16 protein-coding genes and 1 pseudogene are annotated in these 19,925 nt (G+C 72.1%); 13 read left to right on the forward strand and 4 right to left on the reverse strand.

The genetic code is table 11. The features are described 5' to 3' along the window. Positions 1-160: 160 nt before the first annotated feature. Complete coding sequence (locus IE198_RS01695; RefSeq protein WP_189881840.1) at positions 161-1,036, forward strand: YxiH-YxzG fusion protein; 876 nt, start codon at positions 161-163, stop codon at positions 1,034-1,036. Here IE198_RS01695 and IE198_RS01700 read toward each other — a convergent pair. Then, the gene (locus IE198_RS01700; protein WP_189881842.1) at positions 1,033-2,031 is read right to left on the reverse strand and encodes a multicopper oxidase domain-containing protein; all 999 of its coding nucleotides are present in this window, start codon (positions 2,029-2,031) and stop codon (positions 1,033-1,035) included. The genes IE198_RS01695 and IE198_RS01700 overlap by 4 nt on opposite strands. Positions 2,032-2,227: 196 nt before the next feature. Between IE198_RS01700 and IE198_RS01705 the strand changes: the two genes are divergently transcribed. The 7 genes from IE198_RS01705 (at position 2,228) to IE198_RS01735 (ending at position 12,690) form a co-directional block, all read left to right on the forward strand. After that, positions 2,228-4,717, forward strand: coding sequence for a ThuA domain-containing protein (locus tag IE198_RS01705; RefSeq protein ID WP_189881844.1), 2,490 nt, complete (start codon positions 2,228-2,230; stop codon positions 4,715-4,717). 53 nt (positions 4,718-4,770) lie between these two features. Further along, positions 4,771-6,939 carry an OmpL47-type beta-barrel domain-containing protein gene (locus IE198_RS01710; protein ID WP_189882764.1) on the forward strand — a complete coding sequence of 723 codons (2,169 nt, stop codon included), beginning with the start codon at positions 4,771-4,773 and terminating at the stop codon, positions 6,937-6,939. Positions 6,940-7,090: 151 nt separating this feature from the next. After that, the gene (locus IE198_RS01715) at positions 7,091-8,113 is read left to right on the forward strand and encodes a 3-oxoacyl-ACP synthase III family protein (protein WP_189881846.1); all 1,023 of its coding nucleotides are present in this window, start codon (positions 7,091-7,093) and stop codon (positions 8,111-8,113) included. Continuing rightward, a complete protein-coding gene (locus IE198_RS01720; RefSeq protein ID WP_189881848.1) occupies positions 8,110-8,865 on the forward strand; it encodes a glycosyltransferase family A protein in 756 nt (251 codons plus the stop codon). The genes IE198_RS01715 and IE198_RS01720 overlap by 4 nt, the downstream gene beginning before the upstream one ends. A 98-nt stretch (positions 8,866-8,963) precedes the next feature. Next, entirely contained in the window at positions 8,964-10,448 is a 1,485-nt protein-coding gene (locus IE198_RS01725) for a class I adenylate-forming enzyme family protein (protein ID WP_189881850.1), read from the forward strand. Then, positions 10,445-11,740, forward strand: a complete 1,296-nt coding sequence (locus IE198_RS01730) for a cytochrome P450 (protein ID WP_229833679.1) — start codon at positions 10,445-10,447, stop codon at positions 11,738-11,740. Before IE198_RS01725 ends, IE198_RS01730 begins: the two co-directional genes overlap by 4 nt. After that, the gene (locus IE198_RS01735) at positions 11,737-12,690 is read left to right on the forward strand and encodes an NAD-dependent epimerase/dehydratase family protein (protein WP_189881852.1); all 954 of its coding nucleotides are present in this window, start codon (positions 11,737-11,739) and stop codon (positions 12,688-12,690) included. The genes IE198_RS01730 and IE198_RS01735 overlap by 4 nt, the downstream gene beginning before the upstream one ends. Before the next feature lie 446 nt (positions 12,691-13,136). On the opposite strand, the gene ligD is transcribed toward IE198_RS01735, so the two are convergent. Further along, a complete protein-coding gene (gene ligD / locus IE198_RS01740; protein WP_189881854.1) occupies positions 13,137-14,150 on the reverse strand; it encodes a non-homologous end-joining DNA ligase in 1,014 nt (337 codons plus the stop codon). Between the two features lie 54 nt (positions 14,151-14,204). Between ligD and IE198_RS01745 the strand changes: the two genes are divergently transcribed. Next, positions 14,205-15,275 (forward strand): ATP-dependent DNA ligase, encoded by a 1,071-nt coding sequence (locus IE198_RS01745; protein WP_189881856.1) that lies wholly within the window; start codon positions 14,205-14,207, stop codon positions 15,273-15,275. On the opposite strand, the gene IE198_RS01750 is transcribed toward IE198_RS01745, so the two are convergent. Then, entirely contained in the window at positions 15,256-16,026 is a 771-nt protein-coding gene (locus tag IE198_RS01750; protein ID WP_189881858.1) for an AMP-binding protein, read from the reverse strand. The genes IE198_RS01745 and IE198_RS01750 overlap by 20 nt on opposite strands. 133 nt (positions 16,027-16,159) lie before the next feature. On the opposite strand from IE198_RS01750, the gene IE198_RS01755 reads away from it, so the two are divergent. Beyond that, a complete protein-coding gene (locus tag IE198_RS01755; RefSeq protein ID WP_189881859.1) occupies positions 16,160-16,417 on the forward strand; it encodes a hypothetical protein in 258 nt (85 codons plus the stop codon). 512 nt (positions 16,418-16,929) lie between these two features. Here IE198_RS01755 and IE198_RS01760 read toward each other — a convergent pair. After that, on the reverse strand, positions 16,930-17,364 hold the full coding sequence (locus IE198_RS01760; protein ID WP_189881861.1) for a YchJ family protein: 435 nt from the start codon (positions 17,362-17,364) through the stop codon (positions 16,930-16,932). A gap of 160 nt (positions 17,365-17,524) precedes the next feature. Between IE198_RS01760 and IE198_RS36515 the strand changes: the two are divergent. The 3 genes and pseudogenes from IE198_RS36515 to IE198_RS01770 all read left to right on the forward strand — a co-directional run. Next, a pseudogene (locus IE198_RS36515) lies at positions 17,525-17,773 on the forward strand (NAD(P)-binding protein); the annotation flags it as partial. A gap of 296 nt (positions 17,774-18,069) precedes the next feature. Further along, a complete protein-coding gene (locus IE198_RS36520) occupies positions 18,070-18,489 on the forward strand; it encodes a hypothetical protein (RefSeq protein WP_373299762.1) in 420 nt (139 codons plus the stop codon). Positions 18,490-18,526: 37 nt separating this feature from the next. After that, positions 18,527-19,873 (forward strand): 6-phospho-beta-glucosidase, encoded by a 1,347-nt coding sequence (locus tag IE198_RS01770; protein WP_189881863.1) that lies wholly within the window; start codon positions 18,527-18,529, stop codon positions 19,871-19,873. Positions 19,874-19,925: the final 52 nt, after the last annotated feature.

Consider the following 19,925-nt stretch of genomic DNA (forward strand, 5'->3'; position numbering starts at 1 on the left):
CCACATTGCGTCAAGGCCGCGGCGTCCGGCAGGATCCGAGCCATGACGACCAGAAAGGGCCATGCCGCGTAGGCGCCCGTCGCTGCCCTGGGCGAACGCACCGCCGGACCGGACGAACCGCCGCCCAAGTCCGTCCCCGGCTTCCGAGGAGCACGCCCTCATGCACATCACCCCCCTGGTCCCGTACGCCCGGCTACCACGCGCCCGTTCCGGTGCCCGTCAGGAGATCCTGCACAGCACCGTGGACGCGTTCGGCCGCGCCCACTGGCTGCTGGCCGAACGCCGCGGGAACGGCGGGCCGTACGACGCGTCGGTCGTCACCGTGGACGACGGCCGGGTCGAGGAGACCCGTCTCAGTGCTGTGACCGCGCGGTATCCGATGCTGGACGCCCTCCCGGACGGCGGTTTCGTCGTGGCCGACGCCCGGCGCCGGGGCCGCGCCGATCACGTCCAGATCTTCGACGCACTGGGAAGGGCCTCCTGGTCCTTCGCCGTCGGCGACGCGATCGAGCATCTGCTGGCCGACGAGTCCGGTGATCTGTGGGTGGGTTACTTCGACGAGGGCGTGTTCGGTGACGACCCGCTCAGCGAGGCCGGGGTGCGGAGCTGGTCGCCGACGGGTGAGTCACTGTGGGAACTCCCGCCGTCCACTCCGGGCGGCTGCGTGGCGGACTGCTACGCGCTGAACACGCATCAGGGCACGACCTGGGCGTACTACTACACCGACTTCCCCTTGGTCCGTGTCCGCGGCGACGGGTCGGTGCGGGTGTGGGATTCACCGGTCCCAGGGGCGAAGGCGACCGCCGTCCACGACGGCGGTGTCGCCTTCTTCGGCGGTTACGGGCAGGAGAAAGACAGGCTCGTCCTGTGCACGTTGGCCGAGCGCACCGCCGCGCCGTATCTGCACAGCACGCTCGTGCGGTCCGACGGTTCGCCCGTCGGGCGCCGCCGCGTCCTCGCCCGCGGCCCGCGCCTGTACGTGCAGGCCGAGCCGTACACCACCTGGGAGATGTGGGACCTGGGCGCGCCGGGCTAGTGCGCGTGCTCGCCCTCGGCCGACCCCGCCGTCGGGTGGTGCGGCTCATGGCCCGGGATCGTGCCGTCCGGCTTGGCGACGAGGAACAGGCCGGCCATTCCCATGTCCGAGTGGCTCTGGACGTGGCAGTGGTACATCCATGCGCCCGGGCCCACGTGTTCGCCGGCGATCACCTGGAAGCCGAAGGAGTCGGCGGGGCCGGTGATCTTGTTGTCGATGACCCGGCTGACGTCCTCCGGCCCCGACAGCAGGCCGGTCCTGTTGTCCGCCCAGCGGTGACCGTGCATGTGGAAGGTGTGGTAGTACTCGCCGTGCGTGATCATGATGATCTCGACGCGGTCGCCGACCGTGGCAAGGAAGTTGGGCGGGTCGGCGGCCGGGCGGTTGTTGATCGTCATGTCGTTGAAGACGATGGTGAACTGCTTGTCGGGAAGGATGTCGTCCTTCCTGCGCACCACCAGCGGACCGTAGAGGCCCTTGCGGATGCCCCCGGTACCGTGGTCGGTGCCGACCACATGGTCGTGGTAGTGCCAGTAGCCCGCACTACCGGGCCGCCAGGTGCCGTCCGGGCGTCTGCCAGGGATGTGGGTGCGCCAGGTGTAGGTGCGAGTGGTGCCCGGTTCGACATGACTGCGGCTCACCTTGGTGCCGTCGTTGGCGATGTCGTAGTCGACGCCGTGCGGGTGCAGGCTCACGGGGACGTCCATCAGGTTCTCGAACTCGATGTGCAGCGTGTCCCCTTCGACGAGTTCGATCAGCGGACCGGGAATCGTCGCCCTGCCCTTCTCCAGGCCGTATCCCATCTGTCCGTCGGCCAATTTCTCCGCGTACAGCTTGAGGTGGCGTATTCGGCCGCCGGCCCGGGCAGTTCTGGGTGCGCCCTTCGCCGGGGCCGGGGCAGCATTGGAGGCGGAAGGGATCGACAACGATGTCACACCTGTGGCCGCCGCGGCGCCGCCCGCGACCAGGCGCCGATTGAAGCTCCGTCTGTCCATGTCGAACTCTCCAGTCATCGGCAGAGATTGACGGGGCGTACCGACCCCGGGGACGGCCACACGGTAACCGGGTGATCTTCGTTTATCCACAGTCAGGACAAAGTTCGTCGGATTGCGGTCATACCTCTTGGCGAAGCACCGAAAGACGTCTAGCTTCAACGGCTGTTGTTGTGACCACAGAGGGATGGGTGACCACATGCAGCGCGCACCACATCACAGGTCCGGAGAGACACGATCGCGAAAACGCCTACTGGCGGCGGCACTTGGCGTCGGCGCCCTGACCGCGTCCCTGCTCGGAGGGGGCAGCATCGCCGGCGCCGCGCCCCAACCGGAGCCCAGGACAACGTTGTCCCTTCCGTCGCCGCCCGGTGGCGCGAGTGTGCGGGTGCTCGTGTTCCACGCGTCCGCCACCGCCGAGTCGCCGACCGTGGACGCCGGTATCGCGGCGATCGAGACGATCGGTCAGACCGGGCCTGCGGCCGGCCGGTTCGGGACGGCGGCCACCGACGACCCCGCGGTCTTCACCGACGCCAAGCAACTGGGCCGCTTCAACGCAGTCGTTTTCCTCACCGGCGGCGGCGATGTGCTCGACCCCGCCCAGGAGGCCGGCCTCGAGTCGTACCTGGAGGCGGGCGGCGGCTTCGTCGGCATCCACGAGGCGGCGCGCACCGAGCCGTACTCCGACTGGTTCACCGGCCTGATCGGGGCCCGGCCGACCGGGGCGCCCAGCAGCACCCAGCGGGCCGTCGTCGAGGTCGGCGACCGGATGCACCCGGCCACCACATCGCTTCCGCTGCAGTGGAAGCGGCCCGACAGGTGGTTCAACTGGGTGCAGAACCCCTCGGGCAGGGTGCACACCGTGGCGCGGGTGAAGGAGAACTCGTACACCCCGGCGGCCGAGCCCAACGGATGGGACCATCCGGTCTCCTGGTGCCGTGACTACGACGGCGGCCGCTCCTTCTACACCGGCATGGGCGGTACGGTCGACAGCTTCGCCGAGACCGACTTCCGCGACCATCTGCGCGGCGCGCTCGCCTGGACGGCCCGCATCTCGCAGGCCGACTGCAAGGCGACCATCGACGCCAACTACACGGCCGAACGGGTCACCGAGCCCAACCAGCCGGGCAGGAACGACCAGATCGGTGAGCCGCACGGCCTGGTCGTCGCACCGGACGGGCGGGTGCTCTACATCGGGCGCGGCGGCGCCGACTCGTCCCAGCCCGTGGTCACCGACTGGAACGACCCCGGCATCGGAAAGGGCCGGGGCGAGATCCACGTCTACGAACCGAAGACGAAGCAGGTCACCCGGGCCGGTGCGCTGACCGTCTTCGGCAACAAGGGCGGCGGTGACGAGTTGGTCAAGAACGAGGAGGGGCTGCTCGGCATCGAGCTGGACCCTGACTTCATGACCAACGGCTGGGTGTATCTGCACTACACGCCCCACTCCGAGATCGACCGTGACACGCGCATGGCCGAGCGGCGTGTCTCCCGCTTCACACTCGACCTCGCCACCAACCGTCTGGACCCGGCGAGCGAGAAGGTGCTGCTGCACTGGCCGGTGCAGATCCACAGCTGCTGCCACGCGGGCGGCGGGATGGCCCGGGACTCGAAGGGCAACCTGTACATCGCGACCGGCGACAACAACTCGTCAGGCTTCAGCGGCGGTTATTCCGGAAACAACCCGGACCCCGACTTCAAGGGCGTCTCGTTCGCCGACGCGCGCCGCACCGCGGGCAACACCAACAACCTCAACGGCAAGATCCTTCGGATCCACCCCGAGGACGACGGCACCTACACCCTGCCCGAGGGCAACCTGTTCACAGGCGAGGAAACCGCCGAGGGCGGCGGGAAGACCCGCGGCGAGATCTATGTGATGGGCGTCCGCAACCCGGCGCGGATCTTCGTCGACCGGAAGACGGACATCCTCTACGCCGGCTGGGTCGGCCCGGACGCAGGCGCCCCCTCGACGACCTGGGGTCCGGCCAAGTACGACACCTTCGCCGCCATCACCAAGGCCGGCAACCACGGCTGGCCGTACTGCATGGGCAACAACCAGCCCTACCGCGACCGCAATCTGCCCGACCCGAGCAAGCCGCTCGGCTGGTACGACTGCGACGCCCCGAAGAACGAGTCGCCCAACAACGACGGTCTGGTGAACCTGCCGCCGGTCACGCCCAACACCATCTGGTACTCGCCGCAGGGCGGTGGGGTGGACTACCCGCGGGACGCGAACGGCATCCCCAGCTACAAACAGGAGGAGCAGAAGCTGCTGCTGCCGTGGCTCAAGGGCGGCGGCCAGGCGACCATGAACGGCCCCGTGTACCGCTACGACGCGTCGAGCGACTCGCCGGTCAAGTGGCCCGCGTACTGGGACGGCAAGTGGTTCGTCGGCGACTTCTACGACGGCGAGCAGCCGCGCCACGCGGTGCTGACCGACCCGAGGACCGTCGGCATGGGCGGTCTGCCCGTGCACGCCGAGTCGCTCAAGAAGATCGTGCCGGTGGGCTCGGGCGGTATCCGCAACCTCATGGACTGGAAGTTCGCGCCGGACGGGTCGCTGTACGTCCTGGACTACGGGCGCGGGTTCTTCACCTCCGACTCCAACTCCGCGCTGTGGCACGTGACCTACCAGGGCGGCGGGGCGACCCCGGCCGCCGATCAACTGGCGAGGAGGGCGGCGCAGTGACACTCGGACACCGAACCGCGAGTGTGTGGACGGCCCTGCTGGCCGCCGTGGTGATGGTCGTCGGACTGACGTCCGTGCCCGCCCACGGCAAGGCGGTTGCCGACCGGGCCGGGGCGGACGGACCGGCGGCCGCCGAGCAGGTGCTGACCTGGACGGCCGGTGACCCGATCGACCGCTATCTGTCGTTCCCGGCCACCGCGGTGGCCGGCCCTGCGACGATCGTCTTCGAGAACAGCAAGGCCACCGGCAACACGACGGGCATGCCGCACACCCTGACGTTCTCCGTGTCCGACGTCGAGTTCAACAACGACGTACAGCTGAACCTGCTGGCCAATCCGGGCGACGACACGGACGGCAGGCACACCGCCCGGGTCAACCTCACCCCCGGCCGGTACTTCTACCACTGCACCATCCCCGGCCACGGCTCCATGCAGGGCATCCTGACCGTCACCGAGGGCAGCGGCGAGGACACCACCGCACCCGTCACGACGGCGAAGGTGGACGGCGACAGGAACGCCGACGGCGCCTACATCGGGCAGGCATCCGTCTCCCTGGCGGCGACCGACGCCGGCGCGGGCGTCGACAGGATCGAGCACGCGCTGGGCGCGGACGGCCCGTGGCAGCCGTACACGGCGCCGGTCGTCGTCGACCGGGTCGGCACCCACACGGTCCGCTACCGCGCGTACGACAAGGCGGGCAACGTCGAGACGGAGAAGTCCGTCGACTTCGCCGTCGTCGCCCCACCCACGGACGACACCAGCGCGCCGGAGACCTCCGCCACGGTGAGCGGCGAGAAGGACGATCAGGGCCGGTACGTGGGGATGGCCACGGTCACCGTGACCGCCTCCGACGCGGGCTCCGGCGTCAACACCGTCGCGTACGCGGTCGGGGACGGCACCTGGCAGCCGTACACCGCGCCGGTGATGGTGCGCGACGCGGGAGCGCACACGGTCCGCTACAAGGCGACCGACAAGGCGGGCAACGCGTCCGCCGAGAAGTCCGTGGAGTTCACGGTCGTCGAACCGCCGGCCGAGGACAAGGAGCCGCCGCAGACCACCGCCGGCATCGCGGGCGACCAGAACTCCGACGGCGCGTACGTCGGACGGGCCACGGTCACTGTCGTCGCGGTCGACTCCGGCGGCTCGGGCCTCGAGAAGATCGAGTACTCGCTCGACGGCGGCCCGTACCTCGCCTACACCGAGCCGGTTGCCGTCGACCGGGTCGGCTTCCACACCGTTCTCCACCGGGCCACGGACAAGGCGGGCAACACCTCCGAGGCCAGGAGCCTGTCGTTCTCCGTCACCGAGGGAGGCGGCGTCCCCGCACCCAACTGCCCCGAGTACGACGAACGCACGACGGTCGTCGTCGGTGAGGTCGACACCGGTGTCCCGAACCGTATGACACGCAGCCGCTGCACCATCAACGAGCTGATCGAGGACGAGAAGGACTGGTCCTCGCACGCCCTGTTCCTCAAGCACGTGGACGAGGTGCTCGACCGGCTCCTCGAGGAGGGTGTCATCGACGGCCGCGAGCACCGGAAGATCTACCGCGCGGCCACGGAGTCCGGCATCGGCAAGCCCGGTCGGACCGACGGTTATCGCAAGATCTTCGACGGCACCGAGCAATCCTTCTCCAAGTGGCAGCACGTCGGCGGCGGCAGGTTCTCGCTCGGCGAGGACGGGGCGATGACCAGCAGCACCACCGTCCCGGGCATGGGCATGCTGTGGTTCCCGCAGCGTCAGTACGGCGACTTCTCGCTCAGGCTCCAGTGGCGCGACGACGCACCGGCCTCGGGCAACGCCAACGGCGGTGTCTTCGTGCGCTTCCCGTGGGTCCACGACAACCCGGAGGAGCCCCGCCCGGAGTGGGTCGCCATCAAGTACGGCCATGAGGTGCAGATCCTCGACCGTCCGGACGGCGACATGTACAAGTCCGGCTCGATCTACGGCTTCGACCGCGTCGGCCTCGGCGGCGCGGGAGTGACCCCGAAGGGCACCTGGAACGACTACGAGATCCGGGTGGAGGGCCAGCACTACTCGATCTTCCGCAACGGCAGGCTGATCAACGAATTCGACAACTCCGGCGGCCAGGTGTTCGACCCGCCGCGCTCCGACGACCCGGGCACGGACGGCCGCCGGTACGCCACCGGCTACGTCGGCCTCCAGGTCCACGGCACGACGGACGTGATCTCCTACCGCGACATCAGGATCAGGGAGCTGTAGTCCCGGGTTCGTTCGCCGGCTGCCCCGCCGTCCCGTCCGGGACGGCGGGGCAGCGGTGCGTCGCCACCCGTGCCGCTACTCAGCCGCGGGGCGGCGGAAATGAGCAGCTGTACTCAGGCCCGCCCGGCCGGGCCGCTGCGACGATCGCCGCATGCTCAAACACACGAGCGATCCGCGTCAGCGGGTCGGTATCACCGGCGTCGGCAGCGCGCTGCCCGACACGGTGCTGACATCGCACAGCCTGCAGCGCGAGGCGACCGCGCACCTCGCCAAGTCCCTGCCCGGCACGCTGCTCGCGCAGGCCACCGGCATCGACACGCGGCACGTCGCGGCCGACGACGAGTACGCCTCGACGCTCGCGCTGCGCGCCGGCCGCCGTGCTCTGGCGCAGGCGTCGCTCGACCCGCACGACATCGACCTGCTGCTGTTCGCCTCAGCGTCACGCGACATGGTCGAGCCCGCCACAGCCCACATCGTGCAGGCCCGGCTCGGTTCGAAGGCGCACGCCCTGGACGTCACCAACGCCTGCAACAGCTTCGTCAACGGGATCGACGTCGCCCGCAGCACCATCCTGGCGGGCCGTGCCCGGCGGGCGCTGGTCGTCACGGGCGAGACGCCGACCCGTGCGATACGCCGTACGCCGGCCGACTTCGCCGAGTTCCGAGCGGGTTTCGCGGGCTACACCTTCGGGGACGCCGGGGCGGCCGTGGTCCTGGAAGCGGTGGAGCGCGGCGGCATTTTGGACGTGGACACCGAGACGCACTCCGAGCACTGGGACGTCGGGGGCATCCCCGGCGGCGGCTCGCGTCACCCACGCGGCGACGAGCACACCTACTTCCGTGGCGACGGTCATGAACTGCGCGGCGTCTTCGAGAAGGTGGGCGCCTCCGTCGTCGAACGGACCCTGCACCGGGTGGGCCTGGACTGGGACGGCTTCGCGAAGGTGCTGGTCCACCAGGTGACCGTGCCGTATCTCGAGCGGTTCGCCGAGCTGACCGGCGTGCCCGTGGACAAGCTCGTGGTCACCGTCCCGGAGCTCGGCAACATCGCCAGCGCGAGCATCGGTGTGCAGCTCGAGCGGGTGTACGGGGAGCTGACGGCGGGTGAGCGGGTGCTGTTCGTCGGCCTCGGCGGCGGCATCAGCATCATGACGATGGTCTGGGAGAAGTCATGAGCGGCCGCGGCGATCTGTGGGTGATCGTTCCCGCGCACCAGGAGGAGGAACGGCTGGCCGGTACCCTGCGCGCCCTCGCGGCGCAGCGGGACCGCGACTTCACCCTGCTCGTGGTCGACAACGCCTCGTCCGACCGCACCGGCATCATCGCCAGGGACTTCGCGACCGGCGCGCCGTTCCCGGTGGAGGTGCTCGAGGAGCCGGAGAAGGGTGTGGGCTGCGCCGTGGACACCGGTTTCCGGCACGCCATCGAGCAAGGTGCGACGCTGCTGGCACGCACCGACGCCGACTGTCTGCCACGGCCCGGCTGGACACAGGCCGCCCGCGCCGCGATGACCGGCCGGCCGGGACCGAGCATGGTGTGCGGGCGAGTCGTCGCCCGGCGCGACGAGCACGGTCCGCTCGGACGGGCAGGGTTCTCGGCCCTGGTGTCGCTGGCCGCCCTGTTCGGCCGGCTCCGGCCCGCGCACGCCCGCAGGAACGGCTACCTGGCGCCCTACCGCATGCACGCCGGCAACAACATGGCGATCACCGCCGACCTGTATCTGGCCTGCGGCGGCATGCCGCGCCGGCCGTCGCCGACGGACCGGCTGTTCCTGAACCGGGTACGGCGAAAGACGGACCGGATCGTGCGCTGCCCCGCCATGGTCGTCGAGAACTCCACACGCAGGCTCCGGGCGTACGGCATCCGGGGCACCGCCCGCTGGTACCTGGACCAGGGCAGCGGCGGACGCGGCGACGACCCCCGCTGACGCGCTCACTCCCGAACCGGGGCGGCCTGGGGCCCCTCGCGAACCAACGGCGCGCTGCGCACCGCGGACCCGCTCCGACTACCCGTGGACGGCTCATCATGCTCGACCTTCTCGACCACTCACTGTGCTCCTCGCCCGAGCGCCCCGCCGTGCTCGGCACGACCCGCACCGGGCGGACCCGCGTCCGGGCCACCCGGGGCGAACTCGCGGGTCTGGCCGACGCGTACGCCTCTTCGCTGTTCGCACGCGGCCTGCGCCCCGGTGACACCGTCGGTGTCGCGGTGCGTCCCGGGCCACGGGCGCTCGCCGTCCTGCTCGCCCTGTGGCGGCTCGGGCTGCGCGGCGCCGTACTCGACCCCGGCGCCGGACCCGATGTGCTGCGCGCCAGGCTGGCGTCGGTCCGGCCCTCGCTCGTGCTGGCCGATGCCGCCGCACAGGCGGTCGCCGGCTGGGCCCGGCCACTGGCGGCGCGGGCACGGCTGGCTCTGCCGCCCCTGGAGGAGCTCGGCCCGGTGGCCACGGTCGGGCGCCGGCTTCCCGGCTGCGCACCCGCGCTCGGCAGGGCCGACGCGCGCGTTCCGTCGTTCGACCACGGCGACGCCGACGCCGTCATCGTGTTCACGTCCGGTACGACGTCCCGGCCGAGGGCCGTGGTCCACACCCGCTCCGGCCTCGCCGCCGGCATGAGTACGGTCGCTGCACTGTTCCGTGCCCGGCCGGGCGAACCCGTTGCCGGGGGAACGTTCTTCGTCCTCGTCCCCGCACTGGCCCAGGGCGCGCCGGTGGCGCTTCCGGCGCGCTCCCCGAAGGTCCTGGCACGACAGCTTCAGCGACTGCGCCCGCAGGCCACGTATCTGACGCCACCTCAGCTGCGGGACGCTCTGAACGCCGGCGCCCGTTTCACGGGCCGAGTGTGGACCGGTTCGGCGCCGGCCGGCGCCGAACTGCTGAGTCGGGTACGGGCCGCAGGCGCGGCGGAGGCCTGGGGTGTGTACGCGCTCACCGAGCTGTTCCCCGCCGCGGCGGTCGAGTCCCGGGACAAGGCGGCGTACACGGGGGCGGGGGATCTCGTCGGTGATCCGCTGCCGGGTGTCGAGGTGCGCACGGAGGCCGGTCAGCTGCTGCTGTCCGGACCGGCGGCAAGGAACCGCTACCTCGGGGAGGACCCCGACCCATGGGTGCGAACGGGCGACCGGGCCCATCTGGACGCCTCCGGCCGGATCGTGCTCGAGGGCCGCTGCAAGGACATGGTGCTGCGGCGTGCCGAAAACATCTATCCAGGTCTGTACGAGCCCTCGCTGCATGTGCCCGGGGTGGAGCTCGCCGTGCTGGTCGGAGTCCCGGCGGGCGACGGCGACGAGCGGCTGGTCGCCGTCGTCCAGCCCCGGCCGGGCCACGACGAGTCCCGGCTGAGGGCCGCGCTCGCCGGGCCGCTGCGACGGATGGGCTCGGCCCGGCCGGACGCGCTGCTCCTCGCGGACGTGCCGCTGTCCGGCCGGTCGCGCAAACCGGACCGGGCGGCGACGGCGCGCTTGGCGGCGGAACGCCTGGGCACGGCGGGGCCCACGGAGGTGCGGACATGACCGGCCGACGATCCCTCTCTACGGGCCGACGCCACAGCGGTGGCAACGGCGCCGCCTGCCCGGTGACCGCCCTCACCGGTCCGGCCGGCGCCCGTACCGAGGGCGTCGCGTCGTCGGCCGACGCAGTCCCGGAACTCGCGAGGCCGGACGGCGCGGAGCCGGCCGGTGCCGCCCCTGGCACCGCGCGCCTCGCCCGGGCGGCGCGGCGGCGCGACCGCCGCGTGTACTGGCGGGCGCACCCGTTCCTCTTCGCCCTGCTCGCGGCCACCCGCGGGCGCCCGTTCCGCAGGATCGGCCGCACCGTGCTCGTGCACGACCCGGACGCCTACCGCGAGGTGCTGACCCGACTGCCGCTCGACCGTACGGCACCCGGGACCACCGGAGGCGCGGCGCGGTCGGCTCTCGGTGCGAAGGGGCCCGGGGACGCGGGTGTCCTGTTCGACCAGGAAGGCGGCGAGCACCGGGCCGTGCGGCGTGGTCTGGCGCGTGGCCTCGGAACGGCCGGCATCGAGGAACTGCGGGAGCTGTGGCGGCCGTTGTTCGCGGATCGCCTCGAACCGCTCTCATCCGGCGGCACGGTGGACGTCGTCGCGCTCGCCCGGGAGCTGTCGGGCACGGTCGTCTGCGCGCTGCTCGACTCCCCCGCCTCGCCCCGGGCTGTTGCCGCTGCCGCCGCGGAGGTCGCCGCCGCCTCGGTCCGCAGTGAGTTGCCCGGCCCGCCGCGGCCGGGGGCGACGGCCGCCGTGGCGCGGGCAACGACCCGGCTGCGCCAACTCCTCGGCGGCGAGGGCGACGACGCTTTGTCCGCGATGGTGGCGGTCGCGGCGGTGAACACGACCGTCGCCGCCCTCCCCCGCGCCGCGGCCTGGTGCGCGGACGCCGCCCTGTGGGAGCAGGCCTCCGACGACACGCTGCGCCGGAGCCTGGTCGGCGAACTCCTGCGCGTGACGGCCGCCTCGCCGCTGCTGCCGCGGGTCGCGGCGGCGGACGGTGCGGTCGGCGGGTGCCCGGTGCGCGCCGGTGACCGAGTGCTGCTGGTCGCCCGGCACGCCGTCGGCGCACACCGGGACGACCCCGACGCGCTGCACCCGGCGCCTGCGGGCGTCGCCCGGCTGGTCTTCGGCGCCGGGCCGCACACCTGTCCCGGAGCCGCCCTCGCCCGGGCGCTGCTGGAGGACCTGCTCGCGGCAATGGCCCCGTACCGACCCGCCGTGGTTCGGGCGGAGGTCGACCGCCGCGCGGCGCTGCCCGGCTGGCGGACGCTCACCGTACGCGCCGGGGTCCGCCGGTGACCGCCCGGCTCCGCATCGCCGTGACCGGCGCCTCCGGCTTCTGCGGCGGACACGTCGCACGGGCCGCGGCGGCGGCCGGCGCCGAGGTGGTGTGCCTGGGTCGCCGACCAGGGCCGACGGGCGAATTCCGGTTCTGGGACGCCACGTCAGGCGCCCCGGACCTGTCCGGCGTCGACCACGTCGTGCACTGCGCGGCCGCGGTCGGCGACCCGCCACCCGGTTCGCCCGCGGAGGAGCGAATGCACGCCGTCAACGTGCGAGGCACCGTGCGGCTGCTGGAAGCGGCCGGGGGCCGCCCGGTGATCTGGGTGAGCAGCGCCAGCGTCTACGACCCGCGCCCCGCCCGCACCCTGGTCCGCGAGGACCACCCGCAGGCCGGACACCTGAACGCCTACGGGCGCACCAAGGCGGCCGGCGACGCGATCGCCCTGGCCGCCGGCGCCGTCGTGCTTCGTCCGCGTGCCGTGTACGGCCCCGGCGACACACAGCTCCTGCCGCGTCTGCTGTCGCGGGTCAGGGCAGGGACGCTGCTGCTGCCGGGCCCGGACGTACGGCTGAGCCTCACGGCCGTCGAGAACCTGGCCGACGCGTGCCTCGCCGCGGCGGGCTGGCCACCGGGCGCGTACAACATCGCCGATCCTCAGCCGTACGGCAGGGACGCGGCGGTACGGGCGGTGCTGCGCGCGCACGGCGTGGCGGCCCGGATCCGGCACCTCCCGCCGGCTCTCGCCACCGCGGCGGCCCGCCTCGCGGAGGGCGCGGCCCGCCTCGCGCGCACCGAGCCGGCGCTCAGCAGATACGCCGTCGACCAGCTCGCGCACCCGGTCGTCCTCGACGTGACGCGCGCGAGGGCGGAGGGCTGGCGGCCTCGCAGGTCACTGGCCGACTATCTGGCGGCGGCGGGTGGGCCTGGACCGGGAGCCTTTCCCCCTCCCCGCCCCTTCCCGTAACCGGGGGCAGGCCCCCGGGGCCCGGAAGGTCGGTGGGGCTGACGCCCTCACCCCCCACGCCCCCACGCAGCGCCGGTGCGCATCTGCCCTGCCTCCGGTACGGCAGAGCGACGGCGGCCCGGCTCCGGCCGGGGGCATGCCCACCCCGGGGAGGCGATCCGCGGCAGTGGCTGCCCACCCAGGAGGCGACCTGCCCGGCCGGGACCCGAGCGGGCCCGACCGGAGCGCGACCCAGGCCGGCAGGTCCGGGCGGCCCGACCCGCGGTGGCCACCAGCGCGGGCGGGACCCTACCGGGGCGCGGCCCGACCGAGGCGGGGCCCACCGGAGCCCGACCCAAGCCGGCGCGTCCGGGCGGCCCGACCCGCGGTGGCCACCCGAGCAGGCAGGCCCCTACCGGGGCGCGGCCCGACCGAGGCGGTGGGGGCGGGCGGGGAACGGGGCGGGTTCAGGCGGTCGGTTTCTTCGCGCGGCTCGGCTGGACGCGCTTCGGTTCGCCCGGCATCTTCGGGTAGTCCGGCGGGTAGGGCAGATCGCCCATGCCGTGGTCGCGTTCGTCCTTGCGCGAGAGCTCCAGGAGGCTCTCCAGCGAGAACGCATGGTCGTCCATGTCCGCGTGCACGTCGCCGAGTTCGGCGAAACGACCGGGCATGGTGGCGATGTCGAAGTCGAACGGCGAGACGTCGTCCAGTTCGTCCCAGCGCAGCGGCGCGGAGACGGGGGCGTGGGGGCGGGGACGCACCGAGTAGGCGGAGGCGATGGTGCGGTCGCGGGCGGTCTGGTTGTAGTCGACGAAGATCCGCTCGCCGCGCTCCTCCTTCCACCATGCCGTGGTCACCCGGCCCGGCATCCGCCGCTCGAGCTCCCGGCCCACGGCGATGGCGGCGCGCCGCACACCGGTGAACTCCCACTCGGGCCGGATCGGTACGAAGACGTGCACCCCGCGGCCTCCGGAGGTCTTGGGCCAGCCGCGCAGCCCGTGCTCGTCGAGCAGGGCGCGCAGTTCGTGGGCTGCCGCGACGGCGTCCTTGAAGTCGGTGCCGGGCTGCGGGTCGAGGTCGAGGCGCAGCTCGTCGGGGTGGTCGACCGCATCCCTGCGCACCGGCCAGGGGTGGAAGGGCAGGGTGCCCAGGTTGGCCGCCCAGATCACGGCGGCGACCTCGGTGGGGCACATCTCGTCCGCGGTCCGCCCGCTCGGGAAGGAGATGTGGGCGGTGGGGATCCAGTCGGGAAGGTACTTGGGGACACGCTTCTGGAAGAAGGACTCGCCCTCGACACCGTCGGGATAGCGCTCCAGCGTCGTGGGCCGCTCCCGCAGGGCGCGGAGGATGCCGGGGCCCACGGCGAGGTAGTACTGCGCGACATCCAGCTTGGTGAAACCCCGCTCGGGGAAGTAGACCTTGTCCGGATTGGACACCCGTACGGTCCGCCCGCCTGCTTCCAGTTCCACCGCTGCACCCATGTGCGCCACGGTAGGCCGAGGGCGACAACGCCGCATATCGGGCAGAATCGACGCATGGATCTGCCCGTGATGCCGCCTGTGAAGCCGATGCTGGCCAAGTCCGTGAAGAAGATCCCGCCGGGGATGCACTACGAGGCGAAGTGGGACGGGTTCCGGGCGATCGTCCACCGCGACGGCGAGGAGCTGGAAATCGGCTCCCGTACCGGCAAGCCGCTCACCAGGTACTTCCCTGAGCTGGTCGCCGAGCTTCTGGCCAATCTGCCGGACCGCTGCGTGGTCGACGGGGAGATCGTCATCGCGCACGACGGGCGGCTCGACTTCGACAAGCTCACCGAGCGCATCCACCCGGCCGACTCCAGGGTGCGGATGCTCGCCGAACGGACACCGGCCAGCTTCGTCGCCTTCGACGTACTCGCACTCGGCGACGAGTCGCTGCTGGACGCCCCGCTCAGCGCGCGGCGCGAGCTCCTCGCCCAGGCGCTCGCGCACGCCCGGCCGCCCGTGCACCTCGTGCCGTCGACGACCGACATCGAGGTCGCGCAGGAGTGGTTCGAAAGGTACGAGGGCGCGGGCCTCGACGGTGTCGTCGCCAAGCCGCTCGATCTGCCGTACCGGCCGGACACACGCCTGATGTACAAGGTCAAGCACGAGCGGACCGCCGATGTCGTCGTCGCCGGCTACCGCTTCCACAAGAGCGGGCCGGTCATCGGTTCGCTACTGCTCGGGCTCTACGACGACTCCGGGGCGCTCCAGCACGTGGGCGTCTGCGCGGCGTTCTCGATGAAGCGGCGCGAGGAGCTCGTGGCGGAGCTGGAGCCGCTGCGGATGGACCCGGTGACAGGTCACCCGTGGGCGGCCTGGGCGGAGGAGAGCGCCCGTGAGAGCGCCCGGCTGCCGGGCGCGCCGAGCCGTTGGTCGGGCAAGAAGGACCTGTCGTGGGTGGCGCTGCGTCCGGAGCGGGTGGTGGAGGTGGCCTACGACCACATGGAGGGCGACCGTTTCCGGCACACCGCGCAGTTCCGCAGGTGGCGGCCCGACCGGGAGCCCACCAGTTGCACGTATGCGCAGCTCGAGGAGCCGGTGAGCTACGACCTCGGCGAGGTGCTCACCTCCTCAGGAGGGTGAGCGATCCCGTCCGCGACAGGAGGACCGTCGCTGCGGGCGGGCGGTGGAGCGGGCGCCTCTCGGCGAGGACGCATCCCTCGGGTTTGCCGGTGGTGCCGGAGCTGTAGCAGAGCGTGGCGGCGGTGTCGAGGGGGAGTGCGTTCCGTCGCTCGATGATCTCGCTGTCGGGTACGTCACGGCCGAGTGTGGCCAGAGTCACCATCGCGCCGTCGTCGAGGACCAGGACCCGGGGCGGCGCCTCGGCCCCGGCGGCGGCCCAGGCGACGAGTCCCGCGTCTTCCCCGCTCTCCACGACGACTTGACCTGCGCCGCTGTCCTGGAGGACCCAGGCGATCTTCTCCACGGAGGAGGTGGCGTAGATCGGTACGCTCACTCCGCCGGCCGCCCAGACGGCGAAGTCGAGCACGGTCCGCTCGTAGCGGGTGCGGGACATCACGGCGACCCGGCCGACCGGCTCCACGCCCCGGGCGATCAACCCCTTGGCATTTTCCGTGACTTGACCTGCGAATTCGGCTGCGGTGACCGGTTTCCAGCGGCCGTCGTCACCCTTGCGTCGCAGGACCACCGATTCGGGTGCTTCGGCGGCGTTCGCGTAAGGTATGTCGCCGGTGCTGCCGGAGACGGGCGGCCGGGCGAGGGACGCGGTGCGCGCCTCTCGTACGACCCCGTCCTTGCTGGCCAGCTCCACCGGGACGCGATCGGCGAGACCGCTGTGGTTCTTCGCCCTCTTCAGATCCTTGTGTACGCCCATGGTCGGCTCCGGTTCGCGGGTTCGCTGTTCGCGATCGGGGAGTTGACGGGACCTCGGCACTTGCTCGCGGGTACCTACTCCCGCGTTACGAGAAAACAACGGGGCGACCCGTAACGGTAAAGAAGGACTTCACGTGACCGCCTCCCCCCTCGTCCCGGTTCCGATCCCCGACCGTGTCGCGGCCATGATCGGTTCCTGCATGCCGGTCCACATCCTGCAGGCGGAGATCGACGCGGAGTGCGCGGCGCGTGAGGTGAGCATGTTCCGGGGGCCGCTGTGCGCAGAGGACCGGGCGGAGAGGGAGCATGCGCTCTCCACGCTGGCACGGGCCAACAAAGTGCTGGCGGCGTACGACCCCCGGCTCACGGTCGGACCGCGGCGCGGGCGCTGACCGGCCCCACTCCTTCGCTTCAGGCCGCCCCTCTTGTCGAGGGGGCGAGCACGGCGGGGCGAGCGCGGTCGGGGCGGTTACCGAGGGGCGGCGCCCCGGGGGCTCACGCGCTGTCGAGGGCCTTGACGACAGGCCGGCTCCTCCGGCATGACCGCGATCAGGATGACCTCACCGCCGGCTCGCATTCGATGATCCGTGATCTCGGGTTGATCCCCGGCCCCTCCCGCACCGACGGCGGCCGGAACCCGGAGCGGCGCGCAGATCGGTGGGCAGGGCGGCCGTCCGTCCACCTGCGATGCATTCCAGGCGAGCGTTGCGGTATCGACGATCAGCCGCCCGGGCGCCGCGCGCCCCTCTCCACCCGCCCTGGTGCATGGAACGGGATCCCGTCCTCGTTCCCCGCAGGCGATCGCCGCTTGCGGTGCCCCCGCCCGCCGATCAGCGAGGCGACCACCCCCGGAAGCACGGGTTCGACCATGCGCGCGCTGAAGCGGGTGCCGGGGCGAGCTCCATCACTCGATGAAAGTGCCGTCGACGTAGACCCACGCGCCCTTCTCGCGCTCGAAGTTGCTGCACTCGTGCAGTTCGCCGCGTTTGCCGTGGTGGCGGTAGCGGGCGCGGAAGGTGACGGTCCCACTGGTGTGGAAGGCGCTGCCGTCCGTCGTGGCGACGACCTCGAGGGACGTCCACTGCATGCCCGGGTCGAGTTCGAGGTGCCGCGGGCGGGTCGACGAGTGCCAGGTGCGCAGCAGGTACGCCGCGTCGTGGGCGACGAAGGCGCTGTAGCGGGAGCGCATCAGCAGCTCCGCGGTGGGCGCCGACTCCTCCCCGCGGTGGAACCGGCCGCAGCACTCGCCGTAGGTGGCCGGCAGCCCGCAGGGGCAGGGCGAGTCGGTGGTGAGCGTGGGAGGGGTGGTGCCTCTGGTGCGCTTGGCTCGTCGGGACATGGCTTCATTTTCCAGCCATTGCGCGAAGGAGGCGCACCTGCGGCTTCCGAGTCGAGCGGGATCTCCGTAAGCTCCGGCGCCGGACGCGAAGGTTACCGTCGGTAAGGGGCTTCGGATGGATCGTTCCGGCACTTCACGACGTGCTTCGCGGCGCACCTTCATGGCGGGAGCCGCCGGTGTCACCGGCGCTGCGCCGGCCGCTGCCGGCGTCACCGGGACCGCGGCCGCCGCCACCCGCGCCACCACCGCGCCGGGTGCCTCCGTCGCGGTGCTCTGGGGTGGCGTCGCCCGTCTGACAGCCGCTCATGAACTGGCCGAACGCGGCTTTCGGGTCACCGTCTACGAAGGCCGTGCCCTGGGCGGCAAGGCCAGGAGCATGGACGTACCCGACAGCGCCAAGGGCGGCCGCAGACCCGTGCCCGCCGAGCACGGCTTCCGTTTCATCCCCGGCATCGCGGCCGCACCAGTTCTATCTGACCGAACGCGCCCCGCTGCTGCACGGCCACCTCAACTGCATCGACTCCCCCTGGTCCCTGACGGCCGTTCAGCAGGCCGCCCACTGGCCGCGCCGCGACTTCCCGGCCGACTACGGCGACGGCGTGGCCAGGACTGCCTGTCGGTCAACGTGTCCGAATGGGACCGGCCCGGCATCCTGTACGCAAAGACCGCCAAGCAGTGCACGCGCGCCGAAGTCGCCAAGGAGGTGTGGGCGCAGCTGAAGGCCGCGCTGAACGACACCGGCAAGGTGGTGCTCAAGGACAGCGCCCTGCACTCCTGGTTCTCGACCCCGGCGTCGACGGCCTCGGCACGCCGTACCCGACCAACGACGACGAGTTCCTCATCCACCCCGTCGGCACCTTCCACAACCGCCCGCGTGCAGCGACCTCGATCCCCAACTTCTTCCTGGCCGGCGACTACGTCTCGGTCGACATCGACCTGGCGACCATGGAGGGCGCCAACGCCTCCGCCCGTGCCGCCGTCAACGCGCTGCTGGAGCGCACCGGATCGACCGCGCCCCGCTGCACCGTCGCGCCCCTGTCCCGCGCCCCGGAGCTCGAGCCCCTCAAACGGCACGACCGCACCCGGTACCGGCTCGGCCTGCGCAACGCGCTCGACCTCGGCTGACGGGTCCCGGGACGCCGGCGCCCAGTAGCGTACGTGCATGAAGCTCACGATTCTCGGCGGCGGCGGATTCCGGGTGCCTCTCGTGTACGGGGCGCTTCTCCGCGACCAGGCGGACGGCCGGATCACCCGCGTCACCCTGCACGACGTGGACGCGGGCCGGCTGGACGCGATGTCCCGGGTGCTCAGGGAGCAGGCGGCCGGGCAGCCCGACGCGCCCGAGGTGGTGGCCACCCGCGATCTCGACGAGGCCGTGCGCGGCGCCGACTTCGTCTTCTCCGCGATCCGCGTCGGCGGCCTCGCAGGCCGGGCGGCGGACGAGCGGATCGCACTCGCCGAGGGCGTCCTCGGTCAGGAGACCGTCGGCGCGGGCGGCATCGCGTACGGGCTGCGCACCGTGCCGGTGGCCGCGGACATCGCCCGCCGGGTCGCCGCGCTCGCACCCGACGCCTGGGTCATCAACTTCACCAACCCGGCCGGCCTGGTCACCGAAGCGATGAGCCGGGTCCTCGGTGATCGCGTCATCGGCATCTGCGACTCGCCGGTGGGCCTCGGCCGCCGCGTGACGAAGGTGCTCGGCGCCGATCCGGCGACCGCGTGGATCGACTACGTGGGTCTCAACCACCTCGGCTGGCTGCGCGGCCTGCGCGTCGGCGGACGCGACCAACTGCCCCGGCTTCTCGACGACCCCAAGGCGCTGGCCTCCTTCGAGGAGGGCCGGCTCTTCGGGCCCCACTGGCTGCGGTCGCTGGGCGCCGTACCGAACGAGTATCTGCACTACTACTACTTCAACCGCGAGACGGTCCGCGCCTACCGGGAGGCCGAGCAGACCAGGGGCGCGTTCCTCCTCGCCCAACAGGCTGGTTTCTACGAGGAGATGGCGCGGCCCGGCACTCCGCCGCTCGCCACGTGGCACCGTACGCTCGCCGAGCGCGAGGCCACCTACATGGCCGCCAACCGGGAAGCGGCCGGCGTCGGCGAGCGGGACGAGGACGACCTGGATTCGGGTGGGTACGAGAAGGTGGCGCTGGCCCTGATGCGGGCCGTCGCCCGCGACGAACGCACCACGCTCATCCTCAACGTCCGCAACAGGGGCACCCTTTCCGTGCTGGACCCGGACGCCGTGATCGAGGTCCCCTGCTTCGTCGACGCGAACGGAGCGCATCCGGTGGCGGTGGATCCGCTGCCGTACCACGCGGTCGGACTCGTCACCGCGGTCAAGGCGGTCGAACGCGAGGTGCTGGCGGTGGCCGAGAGCGGTTCGCGGGCCGGCGCGGTGAAGGCCTTCGCGCTGCATCCGCTGGTCGACTCGGTGAGCGTCGCCCGCCGTCTCGTCGACGGCTACCGCGCCGAGCACCCGGGCCTCGCGTATCTGAGCCGGCCGTAGCACCCGTTCACCCGCGCGGCGCAGCCCACTCCTTACCGACCTGTGACGGCAC

The organism is Streptomyces xantholiticus, assembly GCF_014651015.1.
Taxonomy (GTDB): Bacteria; Actinomycetota; Actinomycetes; order Streptomycetales; family Streptomycetaceae; genus Streptomyces; species Streptomyces xantholiticus.